Here is a 20850-nt window from a genome sequence, read left to right on the forward strand (position 1 = left end):
GTCCTGACACCGTTGTCAAGGGCTCCGGCAACCGCTCCCAGCGCGTGGCGCGCCTATAGCAGATTCCATCGGACCACCGAGGGACGCCGAGCGGGCGGGGCGGGTACGGTGCCAGACGTGCCGCACGACGCCTTGCCCCCTGACCCGTTCGCGGGCGACCCGAACGATCCCGCTCGGGCGCTGGACGCGGTCCAGGAGGACCCGGCCGAGCCGCTGACCGAGCACGAGCGCGCGGAACTGCTCTCCGACCTCACCGACCTCGCCGTCTACCAGGCACTGCTGGAGCCGCGCGAGATCCGGGGCATCGTGGTCGACTGCGGGGACTGCAGCGAACCGCACTACCACGACTGGGAGCTGCTGCGGGCGAGCCTGCACCAGCTGCTCAAGGACGGCAGGATGCGGCCGCACGAGCCCGCGTTCGACCCCGACCCCTCGGCCTACGTGACCTGGGAGTACTGCCGTGGTTTCGCCGATGGCGTGACCACCATCGAGAGCAGGCGCTAACCCCGGAAAAGAGAGATCCCGCAGCACGCGTGCGCGCTGCGGGATCTTCAGTCTGTGCTTCTCCGGCTCAGCCGCCGGTCGTTGCTCCGACGACCGGGCCGGGGGCCTGCGGCTGCGGGGGCTGACCCGCCCGGGGGCTGCCCTCGGTGGTGCCACCGTTGGGGCTGGTCCCGGTTCCGCCCGTCTCGCTGCCACCCGTGGTGGAGTCGGTGGTCGACGGCGTGGTCGTCACCGGCGGGGTGGTCGTGGTCGGCGGGACCGTGGTGGTCGTCGGCGGGACCGTGGTGGTCGTCGAGGACGAGGTGTTGGAGTTGCTCTGCTGCACCGTGGTCGGCGACGGGTTGCCCGGGGTCGGCGACGGGGTCACCGAGGGGTTGTTCACCGGCGGCGGCGGAGGCGTCTGCGGCGAGGAGGTCACCAGCTGCTTGACCAGGTTCTGGTGCTGGTCGATCAGCGCGGCTGCCCCGTCCTCGACGGCGATGACCTCGAGCTTCTTCACCGCGCGGGTCAGCGCGGCCGCGGCCTCGTTGTAGTTGCCGTGGCGCAGCGCGAAGGCGGCCAGGTTGAGGTCGTCCTTGGCGGAGACCGCTGCCTCGACCGACTTGGTGTGGTCGGAGTAGAGCACCTTGGCCAGGCCCCAGAGCGCGTCGCCCGGCTGGGCGTCGCGGGCGGCGAGGCCGACGCCGGTGAAGGCGATGGCCAGCACGGCGGCCGCGGAGGCCAGCGGGATCAGCAGGCGGTGCCGGGGGCGGCGCTTCGCCTTGGCCGCCTCGATGGTGGCGACGGCCGTCTCCAGGTCGACCAGCTCGCCGATCGACTCCGAGTCGACCTCCCTGCGCCACGAGAGCAGCAGGGCGGACAGCTCGGGGTCGGCGATGCCGCCGCTCACGGAGTCGGAGGAGCGCAGCGTGTCCAGCAGCGCGTCGTCCGCCTGCACCGCGACGAAGTCGAGAGCCTCGCCGTTGTCGTCGCCGTCCTCGGCGGACCAAGCGGTGTCCGAGTGCAAGCCCACGGAGGACCGCCGCTGTCGACCGATCCGTCGCACGGTCGGCCCGTCCAGGTCGTCGTTCCGCTCAACCATTCAGTACACCTCCTCCGCCGCTAACGTCTTCCGCAACCTGGCCAGCGCGCGGTGCTGGGCGACCCGAACGGCTCCCGGAGTGGAGCCGACCGCGTCGGCCGTCTCCTCGGCGGAGAGACCGACGACCACCCGCAGCATGAGGATCTCGCGCTGCTTGGGCGGGAGCACCCGCATGATCTGCGCCATGCGCTCGGAGAGTTCGCCCTGCATGGCCCGCTGTTCCGGACCGGCACCCATTTCCGGGGAGTCCGGTACCTCCGAAACCGGTTCGGACCGGTTGCGTGCGGCCGAACGGTGCGCGTCCGCGACCTTGTGCGCGGCAATGCCGTACACGAAGGCCAGGAACGGCCTTCCCTGGTCCCGGTAGTTCGGCAGCGCCGTCAGCACGGCGAGACACACCTCCTGGGCCACGTCGTCCGCGGAAGCGTACGACCGCTCTTGCCTTCCGACTCTGGCGCGGCAGTACCGCACCACAAGGGGACGGATAGCTGCCAGTAGGCGCTCGATCGCCTGGCGGTCGCCATCGAGCGAAGCACCTACAAGGGCGTCCAGCCCGTCCCCCATGTTGGTCATCGTTGAGAGCAGCCCAAGTGTTACGAGTTGGCGGACCGATAGTTGTTTTTCGGTAACCGGTTCCGCCGCTCCGGTCACTTCTCACCGTACCCGGCGTCGTGGCCGGTTCGGCGAAGCGGGGCGGAATCGGTACCGGATCACAGAGATCCACCTGCGGAAACGAAGGGAGCCCGGCGCGTTGGCCGGGCTCCCCGCGTTGATGACGAGTGCCTTGTGGTGCGGCGCGGAGGTCAGGAGACCAGGCCGCGCCGGAAGCCGTGGGCGACTGCTGGGCACGGTCGCGGACGCCGAGCTTGCGGAACAAGCGGCGCGCGTGGGTCTTGACCGTGTCCTCGGACAGGTAGAGCTCGCGGCCGATCTGGCCGTTGCTCTTGCCCTGGCTCATCCCGCGCAGCACCTGGAGCTCCCGCTCGGTGAGCTGGACCCCCGGGTCGGAGGGCTGGCGCGGGGCGGGGACGGAGGTGCTGGCGAGCGTGTGCGCCAGCGCGGCGACCAGTTCCGGACGCGAGGCGTCCCACCTCAGGTAGCCACGTGCCCCTCCAGCGATGGCGGCCGCGATGCTTCCGGCGTCGTCAGGAGCGCCGAAAACGATCACGTTCGCCTGCGGGTGGGCGGAGACGAGCCGACGAGTTGCCTCGACGCCCGTCGGAACAGCGCGTTGAGTTCCCACCAGGACGACGTCGACTGCCTGCCGTGAGAAGCGCGCGAGCAGCTCATCACCGTGAGCCACACAATCGATGCGACTCACACCGGGGACAGCCGACATCACGCGGGTGAGACCCTCCCGGACGCTGCGCCGGTCATCACAGATCAGGACCGTCGTCACGGGAACCCCTTCCTACAGCCGAGTGACGTTCAACATCCCTATCGGACGCTTCGAGCCGAACCTTGACACGATCCGGTGCTTTATCCGTCAAGAAATTCGTCCACTCGTTCGTGGCACTCCGGTCACCGGAACGGAGCAACCACGAGGGTAGCCACGGAGAGGCCGGGAGCAGCTCGGCCTCACGTGCCGCGCAACCTGCGATGACGTGCGACAACGCGCTCCTGGCCAGCCCGTTCCAGTGTTCCCGCTCGACGGGGACGGCCGTCGCCAGGACGAGTGCCGAGGGCCACGCGAGTGACGCGAGTCTCAGCTCCCACGTCCGGGCTACCACCTTTCGGAGCAGCGGAACGGCCTCCGATGAGCCCAGAGTGTTCAGGGCGACCCCGAGAACGATCTCCGTCTTGAGGTGGTGACGTAACGAATCCAGGGTCGACAGAAGATGAAACCCTTTTTGAGCCTCGTTCAGCGCGCGGTGTGGATCATCACCGGCGAGCGCCAGCTCGGCCGCCACCCAGCGCAACCGCAGCCGCCCGCGCCAGCCGAGCGGGCGCTCCCGGAAGGCTTCCTCCGCCCGGGCGTGCAGGCGCCGCGCCAGGATTAGCCCGCCGAGGCCGAGCGCGTCGGCGGCCAGCCCGAGCCGCGCGTCCAGCTCGGCCCCCGCCGCGTCCACGTCGTCCGGGTCGGTCTCCCCCGCCTCCCGAGCGCCGAGGACGAGCGCGAGCGCCCGTGCGTCGAGATCGCGGGCGGGACCGTGGCAGCCGACCTGGCGGTGGTGCGAGGCGAGGGTGCTCGCGGCGAGCGAGGCGAACAGCGGATCGCGATCATGTCCTTTTACTAAGGGGGCCAGCGCGGTGGCCGCCGCCGCGTAGGAGCCCTGGCCGCCGAGCGCCACCCCCGCGAGCCAACGCCGTCGCCGATCGGCGCTGCGGGCGGCGCCGTGCACGTCCGCGTCGGGGTGGGCGCCGAAGGCCGCGTCGCGGAGGTGCACCCGGCGCGGAGGCACCTCTGGGCGCTCAGGCACCCGGGATGACGGCGCGGACGATGCGCTCGGTGCCGCTGCTCAGGTCGTCGAGGTGCTGCACGTGCCGGGGCAGGTCGATCGCGGCCCAGCCCGGACCGCCGACGAACAGCCGCGTCCGCTGCCGCGTCTTCGGGAGCGCGTCGAAGACCGAGGCGTCGGCGTTGCGCGGCAGGTGCGCCCAGAGCACCACGGCGGCGGGGGCGAGCCTGCGCGCGGCGGCGACCAGGGCGTCGACGGGCAGGGAGGCGCCGAGCCTGCGCACCGAGACCCCGTTGAGCGCGAGCGAACAGGACAGTGGGTAGAGAGGAAGGCTGTGCTGCTCCTCCGGGACGCACGCGAGCAGGACCGGCCGCGGGTTGCGGGGCGGCGGGGCCAGGGCGATCACCCGGCTGAGCGCCACGATGATCTCCTCGCTGAGCAGCCGCTCGATCTCCACACCGACCCCGGCGTGCTCCCAGCGCTCCGCCAGCGCGCACAGCACCGGCCGGATGACCTCGTCCCAGGTGGACACGACGCCGTCCTCGGCCAGTGCCTTCGCGAGGACCTGCTGGATGGCGTCGGCGTCCATGGCCAGCGCGGCCCGGCTCAGCCCGCGCGCGGTGCGACTGGCCCCGGGCAGCTTCAGCCCGCGCCCGCCCTGACGCCCCCGGTCACCGCCCAGTGAGCCGCCGTCGCCCCCGCTGATCAACAGGGGCGGGTTCTCGTCGTCCTCGTACTCGTAGTCCTCGGCCGCTCCGCTGCGCCCACCGCTGACGAGCAGCTCGATGCCGACCGGGCGCGCGGCGACCTGCTCGACCCTGGCGGGGGCGGCGGGCAGCTGGACGCTGAGCGCGTAGCGGGCGGCGTCGGCGGGTGAGGCCCCGCGCAGCAGCGCCCGCTGCATCAGCTCCAGCCGCGCGATGTCCTTGGTGCCGTACCGGCGGTGCCTGCCGCTGGTGTGGCCGCTCGGTCCGAGTCCGTACCGCCGGTCCCACGTCCGCAGCGTCGCGGGGGCCACGCCGAGCCTGCTGGCCACCGCCGCGACCGTCAGCCGCGGCTCCTCGTGCGCGCCATCGGAACAGGCGCCCGCGAAGTCCTCCAGCCCGGCTTGAAATGCGGCCCCGAGGGGTACACCGCGCCCAGGCTGAATCGTCACGACGCAAATGTTCCGGCTCCATCACCCGGACGGCAACCCGGATCGTGATCTCAAGGTCGTCACCAGGGGCGCTTGGTCACCCGCAGTTGAACAAGGTATGACGCGAAAGGTTATTGAACAAGTTTTGACTCGGTTCTACGGTTGACCCAGCACCGTGCGGGAAAGACCAAGGCAGCACAACCCAGACTTTGGTGAGGAGGCGGTCGGCGATGGCGGACACTCGGCGACTTCCGGGGCCCAACGCGGACCTGTGGGACTGGCAGCTGGAAGGTTCGTGCCGCGGCATGGACAGCGCGTTCTTCTTCCATCCCGACGGTGAACGAGGACCAGCACGATCACGGCGCGAGGCCAGGGCGAAAGCCGTGTGCCAGCGCTGTCCCGTGCTCGACATGTGTCGCAAGCACGCGCTCGCCGTGCAGGAGCCCTACGGCATCTGGGGCGGCATGTCGGAATCGGAGCGCGAGACGATCATCAGTGCCCGTCGGCGCAAGATCGCGCTGGCACCCACCGCCTGACGCGGTGCCCCAGCCTTCTCACCAGGCTGCCCGAAACGAGGAAGAGGCCGGACGCCCAGGGCGTCCGGCCTCTTCTTTGTCCGTTACGGCTCAACTACCGTCAGTGACGGTGTCCGTGGCCGTGCCCGTGACCGCCCGCGGACTCGGGAGCGTCCTCCCTCTTCTCCACGATCGCGCTCTCCGTGGTGAGCACCATCCTGGCGATGGAGGCGGCGTTGGCGACCGCGAAGCGGGTCACCTTCACCGGGTCGACCACGCCGTCGTCGATGAGGTCGCCGTAGGTGAGGTTCGCGGCGTTGAAGCCCTGACCCCACTCCAGTTCGCGCACCTTGTGCACGACGACGGCGCCCTCCAGACCGGCGTTGGCCGCGATCCAGAACAGCGGCGAGGCCAGCGCCTCGCGCACGATGGCGACACCGGTCGCCTCGTCGCCGTCCAGGCCGAGGCCGTTGTCCAGCACCTTGGCGGCGTGCACCAGCGCGGAACCGCCGCCGGGCACGATGCCCTCCTCGACCGCGGCCCTGGTGGCGGCGACCGCGTCCTCGATGCGGTGCTTGCGCTCCTTGGCCTCGGTCTCGGTGGCGGCACCGACCTTGATCACCGCGACGCCGCCGGAGAGCTTGGCCAGCCGCTCCTGCAGCTTCTCGCGGTCCCAGTCGGAGTCGGTCGCGGCGATCTCGCGGCGGATCTGCTCGATCCTGCCGTCCACCTCGGCCTTGTCCCCGCCGCCGTCGACGAAGGTGGTCGCGTCCTTGGTGACCACGACGCGGCGGACCTTGCCGAGCACGTCGAGACCGGCCTCGGCCAGCTTCAGCCCGACCTCCGGCGCGATGACCTTGCCGCCGGTGACGATGGCCAGGTCGTCCAGGAACGCCTTGCGGCGGTCGCCGAAGAACGGCGCCTTGACCGCGACGACGCGCAGGGTCTTGCGCACGGCGTTGACCACCAGGGTGGACAGCGCCTCGCCCTCGACGTCCTCGGCGACGATCAGCAGCGGCTTGCCCGCCTCGACGACCTTCTCCAGCACGGGGAGCAGGTCGGCGATCGCGCCGATCTTGTCGCGGTGCAGCAGGACGAAGGCGTCCTCCAGCACGGCTTCCTGCGACTCGGCGTCGGTGACGAAGTGCGCCGAGATGAAGCCCTTGTCGAAGTCCAGGCCCTCGGTGATGTCGAGCTCGGTGGTCAGCGTCGAGGACTCCTCGATGGTGATGACACCGTTCTCGCCGACCTTCTCCATGGCCTCGCCGAGCAGCGCGCCGATCGTCTCGTCCCGCGAGGAGACGGTGCCGACCTGCGCGATGTTCTCGCGCCCCTTGACCGGGGTGGCCTTGGCCTTGAGCGCCTCGACGACGGCCTCGGCGGCCGCCTCGATGCCCTTGCCGAGCGCGGTGGGGTTGGCACCGGCGGCCACGTTGCGCAGGCCGACCCGGACCATGGCCTGGGCCAGCACGGTCGCGGTGGTGGTGCCGTCACCGGCGACGTCGTTGGTCTTGGTGGCGACGGTCTTCGCCAGCTGCGCGCCGAGGTTCTCGAACGCGTCGTCCAGCTCGACCTCGCGCGCGATGGTCACACCGTCGTTGGTGACGGTCGGGCCACCGAACTTCTTGTCCAGCACGACGTGCCGACCGCGCGGGCCGAGCGTCACCTTGACGACGTCGGCCAGCTGGTTGACACCCCGCTCGAGGGCGCGGCGGGCGTCCTCGTCGAAGCTGATCTGCTTGGGCATGTACCCGTCTCTCTCCTGCTGTGTGGCACGAGTGCTTGGTGACACGAGAACGCCCCGGAAGCCCCTGGGGGCCGCCGGGGCGGATGCGCGCTAGTGGTGCGGCGACGTCACTTCTCGATGACGGCCAGCACGTCGCGAGCCGAGAGGATCAGGTACTCCTCGCCGTTGTACTTGACCTCGGTGCCGCCGTACTTGGAGTAGATGACGGTGTCACCCACGTTGACGTCCAGCGGGACGCGGTTGCCCTTGTCGTCGATGCGGCCGGGGCCCACGGCGAGGACAGCGCCCTCCTGGGGCTTCTCCTTCGCCGTGTCCGGGATGACGAGGCCCGACGCGGTCGTCGTCTCGGGCTCGCTCGCCTGGACGACGATCTTGTCCTCGAGCGGCTTGATGTTCACCTTGACGTTCACGCTCGTCACGGTGTGACCTCCACGGTCTTGAAAGCGTTGGCAGGTACCGGACGGCACCTGCTGTCCCGCCGTCGCGGGTGCCGGGGCAGGTCGGCGCCGTGCGATTGGCACTCTACCCACGAGAGTGCCAGCGCTCAACGTCAGGGCCGCGATTTTCCCGCTCCCGACATGGCTAGCACCGGCTCCCGACGGGGGTCAACACCCCAGAACGGCGGTGTGTTCCCAGGACGTCCGCGCTGGTCAGGATGGGTTCGACCGCTCCCCCTGACCCGGAGGTAGACCCCATGTCCAAGCTGCGCAGCGTCCTCACCGTAGCCGCCGCCACGGGCGCGCTGGCGCTCTCCGGCGGCGCGCTGGCCTCCGCCGCGCCCATCACCAACTGGTACGACGGCCAGGGCTTCAGCAGCATCAGCTCGCTGGCCGTGATGCAGGCGGAGAACGACGCGTACTGGCGCGCGAGCATCGGCGGGTACAGCCGCTTCCAGTGCTACCGCGTCGGCATCCCGCAGATCACGCAGACCGGCTCCAGCTACTGGGCGCGCGTCACCATCCTCTGCAACCGCCCCTGAGCGAGCGCTCGCCCTGATGGTTCCTCCCTGGCGCGGAACCATCAGGGTGTCTTCCTGGCCAACCCCGCTCCGGCCGGGGTGGGATTCGGCCCATGCGAGAGATCTCCCGGCGCGCGCTGATCGGCGGGCTCACCGCCCTCGGCGCGGTCACCCTCGGCGGAGCCGCCACCGCGGGCCCCGCGAACCCGTTCACCCTCGGTGTCGCGTCCGGCGATCCGTGCCCCGACGGCGTGGTCCTGTGGACCAGGCTCGCCCCGACCCCGCTCGCCGAGGACGGCATGGGCGGTATGGGCTCCCGCGCGGTCGAGGTGGAGTGGGAGCTGGCCGACGACGAGCGCTTCACCAGGATCGTCCGGCGCGGCGTCGAGACCGCGGTCCCCGAGCTGGGCCACAGCGTGCACGTGGAGCTCGCCGGGCTCCGCCCCGGCCGCCCGTACCTCTACCGCTTTCGCGCGGACGGGCACCTCTCCCCCGCCGGGCGCACGAGGACCGCGCCGTCCGCGCGTTCGGTCACCTCTCCGCTGACCATGTGCTTCGCCTCCTGCGCCCAGTACGAGCACGGCCACTTCACGGCCTACCGGCGGCTCGCGGAGGACTGCCCGGACCTGGTGCTGCACCTGGGCGACTACCAGTACGAGTACGCGCCGAACGTGTACGTGGCGCCCGGCGGGAACGTGCGGCACCACGTCGGTCCGGAGACCACGACGCTGGCGAACTACCGGCAGCGCTACGCCCAGTACAAGAGCGACCTCGACCTCCAGGCCGCGCACGCGGTGGCGCCGTGGGTGGTGGTGCTCGACGACCACGAGGTGGAGAACAACTGGGCGGGCACGGTGCCCGAGAAGCCGGACCCCGGGTTCGCGCTGCGCAGGAAGGCCGCTTTCCAGGCGTACTACGAGAACATGCCGCTGCGCCGCTCCGCGCTGCCGAGCGGGCCGGAGCTGCGGCTGTACCGGCGGATCGGCTGGGGCGGACTGGCCACCTTCCACATGCTCGACACCCGGCAGTACCGCGACGACCAGGCATGCGGCGACGGCAAGAAGGACTGCCCCGAGCGGTTCGACCCGAAGCGGACGATCACCGGCGCGGAGCAGGAGGCGTGGCTGCTGGACGGGTTCCGCTCGTCACGGGCGCGCTGGGACGTCCTGGGGCAGCAGGTGTTCTTCTCCCAACTGGACTCCAAGCCCGGCGAGGGCGAGCTGAACAGCATGGACGCCTGGGACGGCTACGCCGCCAACCGGGACCGGATCGTGGACGGCTGGACCTCGGCGGGGGTGCGCAACGCGATCGTGCTGACCGGTGACGTGCACGCCGCGTGGGGCGCCAACGTGCACCAGAGGTGGAACGACCCGACCTCGCCGTCGGTCGGCGTCGAGCTGGTGACGAGCTCGATCAGCAGCGGCGGCGACGGGTCGGAAACGCGCGCCGACACCGAGGCCGTGCTCAAGGAGAATCCGCACATCCAGTTCTTCAATAATCGTCGCGGATACGTGCGGACGCGGTTCACCGCACAGGAGGTCCAGGTGGACTACCGCGCGGTGCAGAAGGTGTCCACGCCAGGTGAGTCCATTCGGACGAAAGCCTCGTTCCGCATCGTGGACGGAATTCCGAAACTGTTCAGGAACGTTTAGCCGAGCGTCAGCCCGCTTCACGGTCGCCTCATTAACTTCACGCGCGAAACGATTCTGACGCGTGGGAGACCTGTGAAAATCGGAAGAATCCTCGGAACGGCCGCGCTCGCGCTGGGAATGGCGCTCGTGACGGTGCCCAGCGCGAGCGCGGTCAACAACCCCAAGTTGTCCTGCTACAAGAAGGTCTTCTGTCAGCTGGAGTTCGGCGGGTTCCCCGGCGGCACGCTCGCCGTCGACGCGGACGCGCTCAACGGCCCCAACATGAAGATCCTGCTGATCCTGCTGCGCGTGCAGACCGAGACCGGGCACAAGTGCGTCACCGAGTTCTGGGCAGCCGAGCCGGCCCGATCCTGGTTGTGCCACAACATGCCGCCCGGCAAGATCCGGGTCACCACGACCGAGGCGTACGTCAACGAGTACGACTTTCACGTAGGAGCGCGTTGGTGAAAATCGGAAAATCATTCGCTGTCGTCGCGGTCGCCATCGCGATGGTGTTCGCCGCGACTCCCAGCGCATTCGCGGGCGGGAGCAACCGGAGCTGCGGGTACGACCACATCTGCAGGCTCGAGGGCGGGGGTTTTCCCGGCGGCACGGTCAGCATCGACGTGGACGTGATCGGCGGCGCGAACCGGCTCGTCGAGTGGCGGTACAAGGGCGACAACGGGTTCCGGTGCGGCACCACGTTCTGGGTGAACGACCCGCCGAAGTCCTGGGTATGCCACGGCGCGGACCCGGGCGGCTACCGGCTCATCGTCTCCGACACCGAGTACCACGACGGCTACCGGCTCGGGATCAGGTGGTGAGCGGCGTGCTGAAGAAATCCATCGCGGCCGTGCTCGCGATCGGCATCGCGCTCGTGACCACGCCCAGTGCGAGCGCGGGGGGCCGCAGCAAGACCTGCACGTCGGACCGGGCCTGCCTGGTCGACGGGTACGACTTCCCCGGCGGCACGCTGAGCATCGACGCGGACGTCGTCGGCGGACCGAACACCGTCGTGCACATGCGCTACAAGGGCGATCACGGCGAGCGCTGCGTCGCCGACTTCTGGGTGAACGACCCGCCCCGCTCCTGGGTGTGCCACAACGTGCACCCGGGGCACTACCGCGTGGTCATCGACGCACCGGACGGGCACGACGTGCTCGTGGTGGGCGTCCGCTGGTGAGGGCTCTCGGGAAGTCCGCCGCGACGGCGGTCCTCGCGCTCGGCATGGCGTTGGTGACCGTGCCCAGCGCGAGCGCCGGGGGCAACAGCAAGACCTGCAACGGTTCCGGTGGTCACTGCCTCCTCACCGGGAGCGGTTTCCCCGGGTACACCGGACACGTCGACATCGACGTCATCGGCGGAGAGAACGTCTCCGTGCACTGGGTCTTCAGGACCGGTCTCCGACGCTGCGAGGGCAACGTGCGGGTCAACGACCCCGCCAGCTCGTGGACCTGCACCACCATGTCGGCGCCGCACCCCGGCGACTACGCCGTCGAGGTGTTCAGCAGCAGCAGCCACAGGACGATCAAGGTCGGCCTGCGCTGGTGAGGGCTCAGCTGCCGTAGACCAGCGGCAGCGACGTGTCGGCGGCGAGGGTGGCGGGTGAGGGCTTGGCCCCGCTCGCCACCACGTGCGCGCCCAGCGCCGCGATCATCGCGCCGTTGTCGGTGCACAGCCTGGGTCGCGGGACCCGCAGCGTGATCCCGGCCTCGGCGCAGCGCTCGCGGGCCAGCTCGCCGAGCCGCGAGTTGGCCGCGACGCCGCCGGAGATGACCATCGTGTCGACCCCGTGCTCGCGCGCGGCGCGGATCGCCTTGGCGGTGAGCACGTCGGCGACGGCCTCCTGGAAGCTCGCCGCGACGTCGGCCAGCGGGATCTCGGCCCCGGTCGCCTCGTGCTTCTCCACCCACCGCGCGACAGCGGTCTTGAGCCCGGAGAAGGAGAAGTCGAACGGCGCGTCGCGCTGGCCGGTCAGCCCGCGCGGGAAGGCGATCGCGCGCGGATCCCCCTGCTTGGCCAGCTTGTCGATGGGCGGACCGCCCGGGTAGGGCAGGCCGAGGATTCTGGCGACCTTGTCGTAGGCCTCGCCTGCGGCGTCGTCGATCGTGGCGCCGAGCTCGGTGATCTTCTCGGTCAGCCCCTCGACCAGCAGCAGCTGGCTGTGGCCGCCGGAGACCAGCAGCGCGAGGCAGCGCGGCGGCAGCGGACCGTGCTCGATGGTGTCGGCGGCGACGTGGCCCGCGAGGTGGTTGACGCCGTAGAGCGGCTTGCCCGACGCGGTCGCGTAGGCCTTGGCCGCGGCGATCCCGACCATCAGCGCACCGGAGAGCCCAGGGCCTGCGGTGACCGCGATGGCGTCCACCGCGGACAGTTCGATGCCCGCGGTGTCCAGCGCCCTGCGCATGGTCGGCGCCATGGCCTGCAGGTGCGCGCGGCTGGCGATCTCGGGCACGACACCGCCGAAGCGGGCGTGCTCCTCGACGCTGGAGGCCACCTCGTCGGCGAGCAGCTCCAGCGTGCCGTCGGCGTCGCGGCGGAGGATGCCGACGCCGGTCTCGTCGCAGGAGGTCTCGATGCCGAGCACGATCATGACGTCTTCTTCCCCTCGCGCTCGGTCAGCGACGGACGGCGCATCGTGTGCGCGTCCGCGCCCGAGGGCTGGTAGTAGCGCTTGCGCAGGCCGACGACCTCGAAGTCGTTGGCGGTGTAGAGGCCCTTCGCCGACTCGTTGTCGGTGCGGACCTCCAGGAAGGTCACGGCGTTGACGGCGTCGGCCCGGTCCAGCAGCTGCCGAAGCAGCGCCTTGCCGATGCCCTCGCCCTGCCGCTTCGGGTCGACGGCGATGGTGTGCACCTCGGCCTCGGCGTTGGGCGGCGAGCCGATCACGGCCAACCCGGCGTAGCCGACGAGGTGGTCGTCCTCCTCGAAGGCGCCGATGTAGAAGGCGCCCGCCTCGATCTCGCTGACGAACATGCCGACCGACCACGGGTCCTCGCCGGCGAAGATCTCCTGCTCCAGCTCGGCGCAGCGCGGCACGTCCTTGCGCAGCAAGGTGCCCAGCCGCACGGTCATGCCTGGCTCACCCGCTTGCGCGCGCCCGGCTCGACGGCGTCGGGCTGCCGCAGGTACAGCGGGGTCAGCGGCGCGGGCTCGGCGCCTTCGCGCAGTTCGCGGGCGGCAGCGCCGACCAGGCCGGTCGGGGTCGGGTAGGTCGTCGGCAGCACGGTCAGGCCGAAGAGCTCGGCGTGCTGCTCGGCGACGGGACCGGAAACCTCCGTGATGCCGATGTCCGCGAGCTCGTCGGCGAGCTTCGCCGCGACCGCGTCCGGGCGGTCCACGTGCGGGCCCGCGACGCGCCAGCCCTGGTCGCAGTAGACCGACCAGTAGACCTCGCGGCGGCGCGCGTCGGTGACCACGAGCAGCGAGGTGTGGAACGGGGTCGCGAACGCGATGGCGTCCAATGTGGACACGGGGTGCACGGGGATGTTCAGCACCTGGCCGAGCGCGGCGGCGGTGACCATGCCGACGCGCAGCCCGGTGAACGGTCCCGGCCCGGAGCCGCAGACGATCGCGTCGAGCTGGTCGAGCCCGACCCCCGCCTCGTCCAGCGCGGCGGTGAGGTGCGGGGTGAGCAGCTCGGTGTGCGCTCGCGGGTCGACGGTCACCCGCTCGGCGAGCAGCTCCGGCAGGGCGTCACCGTCGAGGGCGACAACACCGGCCGTGACGGCGGGGGTTGCGGTGTCCAGCGCGAGCACGAGCACGACTGACGAGTCTACGACCGCACTGGTCAGGCCGTGAGGGCGGCCACCACGCGGGGCAGCCCGGTGAGGGAGACCTCGCGGACGTCGTCCGGGCGGCGGTCGATGCGCACGAGCAGGTGGTCCTCGGCGAGGCGTTCGGCGAAGCCCTCGCCCCACTCGATCACCACGACGGCGTCTTCGAGATCGGTGTCCAGGTCGAGGTCGTCCAGCTCGAGGGCGTCCCCGCCGAGCCGGTAGGCGTCCACGTGCACCAGGGTGGCGCGCTCGCCGGGGTGCACGCGCGAGATGACGAAGGTCGGCGAGCTGACCCGCCCGCGCACTCCGAGCCCCTCGGCGATGCCCTTGACCAGCACGGTCTTCCCGGCGCCGAGCGGACCCGCGAGCAGCACCAGGTCCCCTCGGCCGAGCAGGGCGCCCAGCCGCCTGCCCAGGGCCATGGTGTCCTCGTGCTCGGCCAGCTCAGCCGTCCACGCCGTCACGTTCACCGGGTTCACGCCCGCTTCCACCAGCGCTTCCTCTCCCCACTCCGACCGACGCACCTGCCGAACAGCTCGGCGAGGCGCTCGTTGACCAGCACGGGCTGCTCCAGCATCAGCACGTGCCCAGCGCCCTCGGCCAGCACCAGCTCCGCGTCGGGCAGCTCGGCCGCGATCACCTCGGAGTGCGAGTACGGCGTGAGCCGGTCCGCGTCCGCGCCGATCACCAGCACGTGGGTGTGCCGAAGGCCCGCGAGCGCGGAGACCCGGTTGTGCGTGCCCAGGGTCTCCAGGAACTCCGTCAGCACCTGCACCGAGGTGCTGGAGATCATGTCATCGACGAGGTCGACCAGTGCCGGGCTGACCTTGCGGTCGCCGAAGGCCAGCCTGCGGATGAGTCCCCAGACGATCTGCCCGCCGACGCCGCGCACCCGCTCGACGAGCCCGGGGGTCCAGCTGGCCAGCCTGCCGACGCCGAGGGTGACGGGGTTGTGCCGGGACAGCACCGGCCGGGGCAGCCCGGAGCGGCCGATCTCGCCGGCGGAGGTGCCGAGGAAGGCCACCCCGGCTACGCGGTCGCGGAACAGCTCGGGCCGCTGCTCGGCCAGCGCCATGATCGTCATGCCGCCCATCGAGTGCCCGACCAGCACCATCTGCCCCTTGGGCACCATCGCGCGCAGCACCGCGTCGAGGTCGTGGCCGAGCTGGTCGATCGTGGAGGTCTCGGGGGCGCCGCGACCGGAGCGGCCGTGGCTGCGCTGGTCGTAGATCACCAGGCGCACGCGCGGATCGGTCAGCTGCGGCAGGTCGCGGCGCTGGAAGTGCCAGGTCCTGCGGTCCAGCGCGAAGCCGTGCACCAGCACCACGGTCAGCTCGGGCTTGCCGCCGTCGGCCGGGCCGACCTCCTCGACGTAGATCGGCACGCCGTCGTCGGCGGCCACGGTCGAGGTGCGGTCGGGCTTGAGCGCGCCGAGCGGTTCGTCCGCGTAGCGGTCGAGGATGGCCGCGCCCTCGCGGCGGTGCTTGATCTGGGAGCTCTTGGCCGCCGCGCCCACGGCGGTGCCCGCGACAGCGGCACCGAGCACGCCACCGGCGACTCCGACGGCCTTCCAGACGCGGCTCATGCTCCTCCGACCGGGACGACCGTTCTGACGACGCGCGGGCGGGTCATGCCCGTGACGATCTCGTAGTGGATCGTGCCGAGGGTGTCGGCCCACTCGGTCGCGGTCGGCTCGCCCCTGGTGCCGGGGCCGAACAGGACGACCTCGTCGCCCTCGCGGACCGCGTCGTCCCCGCAGTCGACCATGACCTGGTCCATGCAGACCCGGCCGACGACCTGCCGCCGCTTGCCGCCGAGGAGGACCTCCATCCGCCCGGAGAGCGCGCGCGGCACCCCGTCGGCGTACCCGGCCGGGACCAGCGCGATGGTGGTCTCGCGCGGAGCAGTCCACGAGAGCCCGTAGGACACGCCCTCACCAGCGGCGATGCGTTTGGTCAGTGCGACGCGGGCGCGGAAGGTCATGGCGGGGCGCAGCTGCTCGCCACCGAAGCCGGGCGGCATCGGGTTCAGCCCGTACATCGCGATGCCCGTGCGGACCAGCTCGAAGTGCAGGTCGGGGCGGCTGAGCACGGCGGCGGAGTTGGCGATGTGCCGGATCGGCCGCAGACCCGCGTCCACGGCGAGCGCGTGCGCCTCGTTCAGCCGCTTCGCCTGGGCGTCGATCGACGGGTGGCCGGGCTCGTCGGCGCAGGCGAGGTGCGACCAGACGCCGATGACCTCGACCCAGCCCGTGCGCTGCGCTGCGGCGGCCGCCTTGACCAGCTCCGGCCAGTCCTGCGGAGCGCAGCCGTTGCGCGAGAGCCCGGTGTCGGCCTTGAGGTGGATTCGCGCGCTGGTCCCGGTGTTGTTCACCGACGCGAGCACGGCGTCGAGCGCGACGAGGGAGGAGACCGACAGGTCGATCCCGGCGCTCACCGCCTCGTCGAAGTGCTCGTCCGGCACGTGCAGCCACGAGAAGATCGGCGCGGTGATCCCGCCCGCCCGCAGCGCCAGGGCTTCGTCGAGGTGGCAGACGCCGACCCAGGAGGCACCGGAGGCCAGCGCGGTCCTGGCCACGTGCAGTGCTCCGTGCCCGTAACCGTCGGCCTTCACGACCGCCATCGTTTGTGCGCCCGACGCCGCGGCGAGGCCGCTGAGCAGGGCGATGTTGTGCCGGAGGGCGTCGGTGTCGACGAGCACTTCGGCACGCGGCAGGTGCGGGTTCTGAGCAGCCATAACGGCGTTCATGGTGACACAGACGCGGCGGCGGCCCGTAGGACGCGGATCGCGTTCGGCACTTCCCGCAGCAAGGAGCCCGCGGGGATCGGCGCTCCGGCCGAGGCCAGCTCCCCGGCCAGCTCGTGCGCCGCCGCCGCGCAGCCCGCCGCGAGCACCGGGTCCATGCCCCCGGCCAGCAACGATCCGATCAGCCCGGCCAGTACGTCGCCGGAGCCCGCCGTCGCGGCCCACGAGGAGCGCGCCGGGTTGACCAGGACGCGGCCGTCCGGCGCGGCGACCACGGTGCTGTGGCCCTTGAGCAGCACCACCACGTCGTAGCTCCGGGCCGCTCGCAGAGCCGCGGCGACGCGATCGTCACCGACCTCCCCCGCGAGCCTGGCGAACTCCCGGTCGTGCGGAGTGATCACCATCGGCGTTCCGGGTTCGCGCCGGTCCCACAGGTCCTTGTGCTTGGCCAGCAACGTGATCGCGTCCGCGTCGGCGCACACCGCTACCCCGGCTTCGAGGACCTGGGCGAGCGCGTCCCGGCCGCTCGGACCGGTGCCCATGCCGGGCCCGACCACCCATGCCTGCACGCGTCCCGTGTCACCGATCGAGGCCGTCGCGACCACCTCGGGCCAGCGCGCGCGGATCGCGTCGGCGGCGGGGCCGGTGTAGCGGACCATGCCGGAGGTCGCCAGCGTCGCGGCTCCGGCGGCCAGCACTGCGGCTCCCGGATAGGTCGCCGAGCCTGCGGCCACGCCGGTGACGCCCTGCGTGTACTTGTCGTCGGTCGGCCCCGGCACCGGCCACAGGCGGCCCACGTCAGCGGGTTCGAGCACGGTGATGTCGGGCTCGCCCAGCTCAGCGCCGAGCCCGATGTCGACCAGGTGCACCTCTCCGCTGCGCTTGGCGCCCTCGCCGAGCACGTGCAGCGGCTTGTGGCAGCCGAAGGTGACCGTCGCGGTCGCGGTCACCGCTGGGCCGTTCACCACGCCGGTGTCCGGCTCGACCCCGCTGGGCAGGTCCACGGCGAGCACGGGCGCGGTGATCAGCTCGACCAGCTCAGCGGCGGCCGGACGCAACGGACCTCGCGCGGACAGGCCCACGATGCCGTCGATCACCAGATCCGCGCGCCGAACCGCCTCGTGGCCGTCGGTCGTGACGCGTCCGCCCGCTTTCCTCAGCGCGGCAAGACCTTCGGCGTGCGCGCGCTCCGGCGACAACAGCACGGCGGTCACCGCGACGCCGCGCCTGCGCAGGAAAGCCCCGGCCCACAACGCATCCCCGCCGTTGTTGCCCGCACCGACGAGGAGTGTGACGCGGCGCCCGACAACGCCGCGGCCGAGCATCCGCAGCGCGACCGTGGCGAGGCCGAACGCCGCCTTGCGCATCAGCGAGCCGTCCGGAACCCGTGCCAGCAAGCGGTTCTCCGCCTCGCGCACGTGCTCGGTGGTCCACACGCCCTTCACGCTCAGCTCCTCCCGGTTCGCTCGGCGACCACGAACGCGGCCGCGATGTCGGCGTCGTGCGTCAGCGAGAGGTGCCAGGAGCCGACCCCGGCCTCCTCAGCGGCTCCGGCGAGCACGCCCGTGAGCCGCACGGAGGGGCGATTGTCCTGCGCCGCAACGACTTCGCATTCCAGCAGCTGGTAGCCGTGCGGTGCGCCGAGCGCCTTCACCACCGCTTCCTTCGCCGCGTACCTGGCGGCGAGCGAGGCCGGGCGGCGCAGCTCCCCCTTGCGGGTGCGGCGCTCCGCCTCGGTGAACAGCCGGTCGAGCATGCGCGGCGTCCGGTCGAGCAGCCGCTCGAAGCGCCGCACGCCGACGATGTCGGTGCCTATGCCCACGATCACGCTGCACAGGCTCCCACGGTCAGCCCATCTCGACAGCCAGGAAGTTGTGCAGATCCGCCACCAAGGTGTCCTTCTCCGCCCCGGCCTCCAGCTCGGTGATCACCGTGGCCGTCCACTCCCCCGTCACCGACTGCCGCCAGGGCCGCAGCGTCCACTCCAACCCGATGCGTCCGCGATCGGAGAACCGGGCGACCACCTCGATGTCGCGATCGGCGCTGCGCCAGTGCTTCTCGCCCTCCCAGCCCCGGAAGTCCAGCCCGCCGAGGAAGCACGGCAGCCCCATGCCGTCGACCAGGTTCGTCGCCCCCTCCAGCCGCGCGTGAAGCCCCGGCGCGCCGATCTCCACCAGGAAGAACAGCCGCCCGTCGTTCGCGTCCTCGGCGAGGTGCCGCTCCGCGAAGCGCAGCAGCCCCACGCGGACCTCGGTGTCGTCCATGCAGCGCATCTCGATCTCGCGCCGCTGCCACCCGTGCTCGCACACTCCAGCCACAGCCGGACAGGGTATGGGCACGCCTGCCATCGCAGCTCGGCGGCCGATCCACTAACGTCTCGGCTCATGGCACTCACCGCCAAGCAGGCGTTCAAGGAGCTCTCTCGCCCCGGCCCGCACCGGGTGATGCGAGGGGACCTGGCGCTGGTGGGCCTCCCCGGCGCGGTGCTCACCCCGGAGTCCGGCAACGGCCTCCCGGCGGTGGTGTTCGGCCACGGCTGGCTCCAGCCGATCAAGCGCTACCACGGCTTCATGCGGCACCTGGCCTCGTGGGGCTTCGTCGTCGCCGCGCCCGCGACGCAGAACGGCCCGCTGCCCTCGCACCGGCTGTTCACCGCCGACATGCGCACGGCGCTGGACATCTGCTCCTCCGTGCGCCTGGGTGAAGGCCGGATCAGCGTGAACCCGGAACAGCTCGGCACCGCCGGGCACTCCCTCGGTGGCGGCTGCGCGGTGCTGGCGGCGGCTGCGGACAAGCGCGTGCGCGCGGTCGGCACGATGGGACTCTCGGAGACCCGTCCGTCCGCGCTCGACGCCGCGCGCGAGTGCACCATGCCCGCGCTGCACCTCTCCGGCGACGAGGACCTGATCTCCCCGCCCATCGGCCACGCCGAGCCCGTGACGCAGGCGTGGGCGGGCCCGGTCCAGCTGCGCGGCATCACCAAGGCCACGCACCTCGGCTTCACCGAGAACTGGCAGTGGACGGACATGCTGCTCGACGGCAAACCGCAGAGCAAGACGCAGAAGATCTCACGCGTCCTGCTGACCGGCTTCTTCCTGCGCACGCTCACCGGCAACCGGAGCTACGACGCGCTGCTGGAAGGGGAGATCAAGGGTTGCTCGATCGACTACGCGCGCGGCCCCGCAGTGCCCAGCCTGGCCTGATTCTCTTTCAGCGCAACCAGGTCTGCGTCGAGAAGTCCTCGTCGTCGTCCACCGGCGACTGCGTTCTCGGTGGGGGCCAGCCGTTGTCGCGGCGGTCTTGGAGGCGTTCGACCACCCGACCCGCGTGCTCGGCGATCTCCTTGGCAGCGCGCTCGGCCTCGGCCAGCGCGTCATCGCGGCGCCTGGTCACGAGGTCCATCCGCTCGGCGTGCTCACGCATCACCATGTCCAGCCGATGCTGCGCCGCAACGACGTCGTTCACCTAGTTCTCCTCGTCGTCGAGCCCACCGAGCACTCTGGCCACCCTGCTGACCGCCTCGGTCGCGTCCTCGTCGACGACGTAGCCCTCGGTGCGCCAGTTGTTGCCGCTGCGCTCCTGATCACCACCAGCGTTCTGCGGAGCGGGCGGCATCATCATGCCCGTTCCCTGCGGTGGAGCACCCTGAACCCGTTGTCCCTCACTGGGAATCGAGCCCAGCCCGGGTTCCCCCGGCTGCGCAGCAGGAGGGCTCGGCAGGGGCTCCGCGACCTCTTCCACGGAGCCGGAACCACTCGCGAGTTCCACCTGGCCCCGGGTGAAGTCGATGTCGTACGTGGTCGGCCCGCCGTCCGTTCCCGGCACCGTCACGCGGAGGTGCCCGGCGTCGCCCGGCACGCGCTCGGCGAGGATCGTCCGGTCCCCGTCGCGGATCGCGGCCTTGCCGTTCTCGTCCGCCTTGGTCACCGGATTCTCTTGCGGCACAGGGATGTTCCCTGGCTGAACGGGAATGACGCCCGGCTGCGGCTTCACCTCGGGACCGGTCGGCCCGAAGTCCACCTCGTAGGTCTTCGGCTTGCCGTCCGGCCCCTCCACGGTGATCGTCACGTGGCCGTCGCGGGTCGGGCTGGTGACGGAGATCTTGCACCCGGCGTCCTCGAAGCTGACCGACTCGCGCAGCTTTCCTTCTGGCACAGGGATTCCCGGCTGTTGCGTGCCCGGAAGGCCCGACGTCTCCGCGCCTCCTCCCGGCACCTCCACCGGCGGCACGTTGGGCGGCGGCACGTTGGGCAGGCCCGGCTGGGGCGGCGTCGCGATCGGCGGGATTCGTCCGCCACCTCCACCACCGCCTCCGCCGCCACCGATCGGGCCGCCGGTGGAGGTGCCGGGAGGAGG

The 20850-nt window shown here is 71.3% G+C and carries 25 protein-coding genes and 2 pseudogenes; 9 read left to right on the forward strand and 18 right to left on the reverse strand.

The window, feature by feature from the left end; genetic code table 11:
* Window positions 1-117 precede the first annotated feature (117 nt).
* Window positions 118-504 carry a DUF5319 domain-containing protein gene (locus CCN37_RS12810; protein ID WP_030427457.1) on the forward strand — a complete coding sequence of 129 codons (387 nt, stop codon included), beginning with the start codon at window positions 118-120 and terminating at the stop codon, window positions 502-504.
* Window positions 505-571: 67 nt separating this feature from the next.
* On the opposite strand, the gene CCN37_RS40765 is transcribed toward CCN37_RS12810, so the two are convergent.
* From CCN37_RS40765 to CCN37_RS12835, 5 genes and pseudogenes are all read right to left on the reverse strand, one after another.
* Window positions 572-1585 carry an anti-sigma-D factor RsdA gene (locus CCN37_RS40765; protein WP_086820960.1) on the reverse strand — a complete coding sequence of 338 codons (1014 nt, stop codon included), beginning with the start codon at window positions 1583-1585 and terminating at the stop codon, window positions 572-574.
* The gene (locus CCN37_RS12820) at window positions 1586-2158 is read right to left on the reverse strand and encodes a sigma-70 family RNA polymerase sigma factor (RefSeq protein ID WP_086820961.1); all 573 of its coding nucleotides are present in this window, start codon (window positions 2156-2158) and stop codon (window positions 1586-1588) included.
* A 230-nt stretch (window positions 2159-2388) separates the two neighbouring features.
* Window positions 2389-2984: pseudogene (locus CCN37_RS12825) on the reverse strand (response regulator transcription factor).
* A complete protein-coding gene (locus CCN37_RS12830; RefSeq protein WP_143261578.1) occupies window positions 2962-4005 on the reverse strand; it encodes a hypothetical protein in 1044 nt (347 codons plus the stop codon). Before CCN37_RS12830 ends, CCN37_RS12825 begins: the two are co-directional and overlap by 23 nt.
* Complete coding sequence (locus CCN37_RS12835) at window positions 3998-5086, reverse strand: MerR family transcriptional regulator (RefSeq protein WP_143261582.1); 1089 nt, start codon at window positions 5084-5086, stop codon at window positions 3998-4000. The genes CCN37_RS12830 and CCN37_RS12835 overlap by 8 nt, the downstream gene beginning before the upstream one ends.
* A gap of 263 nt (window positions 5087-5349) precedes the next feature.
* Here CCN37_RS12835 and CCN37_RS12840 point away from each other — a divergent pair, with 263 nt between their 5' ends.
* Window positions 5350-5655, forward strand: a complete 306-nt coding sequence (locus CCN37_RS12840; protein WP_086820963.1) for a WhiB family transcriptional regulator — start codon at window positions 5350-5352, stop codon at window positions 5653-5655.
* 100 nt (window positions 5656-5755) lie between these two features.
* Here the strand turns inward: CCN37_RS12840 and groL are convergent, their stop codons facing one another.
* A complete protein-coding gene (gene groL / locus CCN37_RS12845; RefSeq protein WP_086820964.1) occupies window positions 5756-7381 on the reverse strand; it encodes a chaperonin GroEL in 1626 nt (541 codons plus the stop codon).
* A 107-nt stretch (window positions 7382-7488) separates the two neighbouring features.
* Window positions 7489-7791, reverse strand: coding sequence for a co-chaperone GroES (gene groES, locus CCN37_RS12850; protein ID WP_086820998.1), 303 nt, complete (start codon window positions 7789-7791; stop codon window positions 7489-7491).
* Window positions 7792-8075: 284 nt separating this feature from the next.
* Here groES and CCN37_RS12855 point away from each other — a divergent pair, with 284 nt between their 5' ends.
* From CCN37_RS12855 to CCN37_RS12880, 6 genes are all read left to right on the forward strand, one after another.
* A complete protein-coding gene (locus CCN37_RS12855; protein WP_086820965.1) occupies window positions 8076-8360 on the forward strand; it encodes a hypothetical protein in 285 nt (94 codons plus the stop codon).
* Between the two features lie 92 nt (window positions 8361-8452).
* Entirely contained in the window at window positions 8453-9991 is a 1539-nt protein-coding gene (locus CCN37_RS12860) for an alkaline phosphatase (protein ID WP_086820966.1), read from the forward strand.
* Between the two features lie 72 nt (window positions 9992-10063).
* Window positions 10064-10438: a hypothetical protein gene (locus CCN37_RS12865; protein ID WP_143261579.1), complete on the forward strand. Its 375-nt coding sequence runs from the start codon at window positions 10064-10066 to the stop codon at window positions 10436-10438.
* The gene (locus tag CCN37_RS12870; protein WP_086820968.1) at window positions 10435-10794 is read left to right on the forward strand and encodes a hypothetical protein; all 360 of its coding nucleotides are present in this window, start codon (window positions 10435-10437) and stop codon (window positions 10792-10794) included. Before CCN37_RS12865 ends, CCN37_RS12870 begins: the two co-directional genes overlap by 4 nt.
* A gap of 5 nt (window positions 10795-10799) precedes the next feature.
* Window positions 10800-11153 (forward strand): hypothetical protein, encoded by a 354-nt coding sequence (locus tag CCN37_RS12875; RefSeq protein ID WP_143261580.1) that lies wholly within the window; start codon window positions 10800-10802, stop codon window positions 11151-11153.
* On the forward strand, window positions 11150-11521 hold the full coding sequence (locus tag CCN37_RS12880) for a hypothetical protein (RefSeq protein WP_086820970.1): 372 nt from the start codon (window positions 11150-11152) through the stop codon (window positions 11519-11521). Before CCN37_RS12875 ends, CCN37_RS12880 begins: the two co-directional genes overlap by 4 nt.
* Before the next feature lie 4 nt (window positions 11522-11525).
* Here the strand turns inward: CCN37_RS12880 and tsaD are convergent, their stop codons facing one another.
* From tsaD to CCN37_RS12925, 9 genes are read right to left on the reverse strand one after another with little or no spacing between them, the layout of a single operon-like run.
* Complete coding sequence (tsaD, locus tag CCN37_RS12885; RefSeq protein WP_086820971.1) at window positions 11526-12563, reverse strand: tRNA (adenosine(37)-N6)-threonylcarbamoyltransferase complex transferase subunit TsaD; 1038 nt, start codon at window positions 12561-12563, stop codon at window positions 11526-11528.
* Window positions 12560-13039: a ribosomal protein S18-alanine N-acetyltransferase gene (gene rimI, locus CCN37_RS12890; RefSeq protein WP_086820999.1), complete on the reverse strand. Its 480-nt coding sequence runs from the start codon at window positions 13037-13039 to the stop codon at window positions 12560-12562. The genes tsaD and rimI overlap by 4 nt, the downstream gene beginning before the upstream one ends.
* A gap of 2 nt (window positions 13040-13041) precedes the next feature.
* Complete coding sequence (gene tsaB, locus CCN37_RS12895; RefSeq protein ID WP_086820972.1) at window positions 13042-13734, reverse strand: tRNA (adenosine(37)-N6)-threonylcarbamoyltransferase complex dimerization subunit type 1 TsaB; 693 nt, start codon at window positions 13732-13734, stop codon at window positions 13042-13044.
* 26 nt (window positions 13735-13760) lie between these two features.
* Window positions 13761-14213: a tRNA (adenosine(37)-N6)-threonylcarbamoyltransferase complex ATPase subunit type 1 TsaE gene (tsaE, locus tag CCN37_RS12900; RefSeq protein WP_371504090.1), complete on the reverse strand. Its 453-nt coding sequence runs from the start codon at window positions 14211-14213 to the stop codon at window positions 13761-13763.
* An 11-nt stretch (window positions 14214-14224) separates the two neighbouring features.
* A complete protein-coding gene (locus CCN37_RS12905; RefSeq protein ID WP_086820973.1) occupies window positions 14225-15334 on the reverse strand; it encodes an alpha/beta fold hydrolase in 1110 nt (369 codons plus the stop codon).
* The gene (gene alr, locus CCN37_RS12910) at window positions 15331-16485 is read right to left on the reverse strand and encodes an alanine racemase (protein WP_086820974.1); all 1155 of its coding nucleotides are present in this window, start codon (window positions 16483-16485) and stop codon (window positions 15331-15333) included. The genes CCN37_RS12905 and alr overlap by 4 nt, the downstream gene beginning before the upstream one ends.
* A gap of 8 nt (window positions 16486-16493) precedes the next feature.
* Window positions 16494-17939 (reverse strand): NAD(P)H-hydrate dehydratase, encoded by a 1446-nt coding sequence (locus CCN37_RS12915; protein ID WP_086820975.1) that lies wholly within the window; start codon window positions 17937-17939, stop codon window positions 16494-16496.
* Between the two features lie 2 nt (window positions 17940-17941).
* The gene (locus tag CCN37_RS12920) at window positions 17942-18322 is read right to left on the reverse strand and encodes a holo-ACP synthase (protein WP_086820976.1); all 381 of its coding nucleotides are present in this window, start codon (window positions 18320-18322) and stop codon (window positions 17942-17944) included.
* Between the two features lie 19 nt (window positions 18323-18341).
* Entirely contained in the window at window positions 18342-18812 is a 471-nt protein-coding gene (locus CCN37_RS12925; RefSeq protein WP_143261581.1) for a DUF6228 family protein, read from the reverse strand.
* A 66-nt stretch (window positions 18813-18878) separates the two neighbouring features.
* Between CCN37_RS12925 and CCN37_RS12930 the strand changes: the two genes are divergently transcribed.
* Window positions 18879-19697 carry a dienelactone hydrolase family protein gene (locus CCN37_RS12930; protein WP_086820978.1) on the forward strand — a complete coding sequence of 273 codons (819 nt, stop codon included), beginning with the start codon at window positions 18879-18881 and terminating at the stop codon, window positions 19695-19697.
* A 7-nt stretch (window positions 19698-19704) separates the two neighbouring features.
* Here CCN37_RS12930 and CCN37_RS12935 read toward each other — a convergent pair whose 3' ends face one another.
* Entirely contained in the window at window positions 19705-19959 is a 255-nt protein-coding gene (locus CCN37_RS12935) for a hypothetical protein (RefSeq protein ID WP_086820979.1), read from the reverse strand.
* A pseudogene (locus tag CCN37_RS39795) lies at window positions 19960-20850 on the reverse strand (hypothetical protein); the annotation flags it as partial. It lies immediately after the preceding gene.

The organism is Allokutzneria sp. NRRL B-24872 (assembly GCF_002155965.1).
Taxonomy (GTDB): Bacteria; Actinomycetota; Actinomycetes; order Mycobacteriales; family Pseudonocardiaceae; genus Allokutzneria.

Bases quoted from the DNA above. Each gene is read 5' to 3' on its own strand.
- CCN37_RS40765 (WP_086820960.1), bottom strand. From the start codon at position 1,585: ATGGTTGAGCGGAACGACGACCTGGACGGGCCGACCGTGCGACGGATC.
- CCN37_RS12820 (WP_086820961.1), bottom strand. From the start codon at position 2,158: ATGACCAACATGGGGGACGGGCTGGACGCCCTTGTAGGTGCTTCGCTC.
- CCN37_RS12840 (WP_086820963.1), top strand. From the start codon at position 5,350: ATGGCGGACACTCGGCGACTTCCGGGGCCCAACGCGGACCTGTGGGAC.
- groL (WP_086820964.1), bottom strand. From the start codon at position 7,381: ATGCCCAAGCAGATCAGCTTCGACGAGGACGCCCGCCGCGCCCTCGAG.
- CCN37_RS12855 (WP_086820965.1), top strand. From the start codon at position 8,076: ATGTCCAAGCTGCGCAGCGTCCTCACCGTAGCCGCCGCCACGGGCGCG.
- CCN37_RS12860 (WP_086820966.1), top strand. From the start codon at position 8,453: ATGCGAGAGATCTCCCGGCGCGCGCTGATCGGCGGGCTCACCGCCCTC.
- tsaD (WP_086820971.1), bottom strand. From the start codon at position 12,563: ATGATCGTGCTCGGCATCGAGACCTCCTGCGACGAGACCGGCGTCGGC.
- CCN37_RS12905 (WP_086820973.1), bottom strand. From the start codon at position 15,334: ATGAGCCGCGTCTGGAAGGCCGTCGGAGTCGCCGGTGGCGTGCTCGGT.
- alr (WP_086820974.1), bottom strand. From the start codon at position 16,485: ATGGCTGCTCAGAACCCGCACCTGCCGCGTGCCGAAGTGCTCGTCGAC.
- CCN37_RS12930 (WP_086820978.1), top strand. From the start codon at position 18,879: ATGGCACTCACCGCCAAGCAGGCGTTCAAGGAGCTCTCTCGCCCCGGC.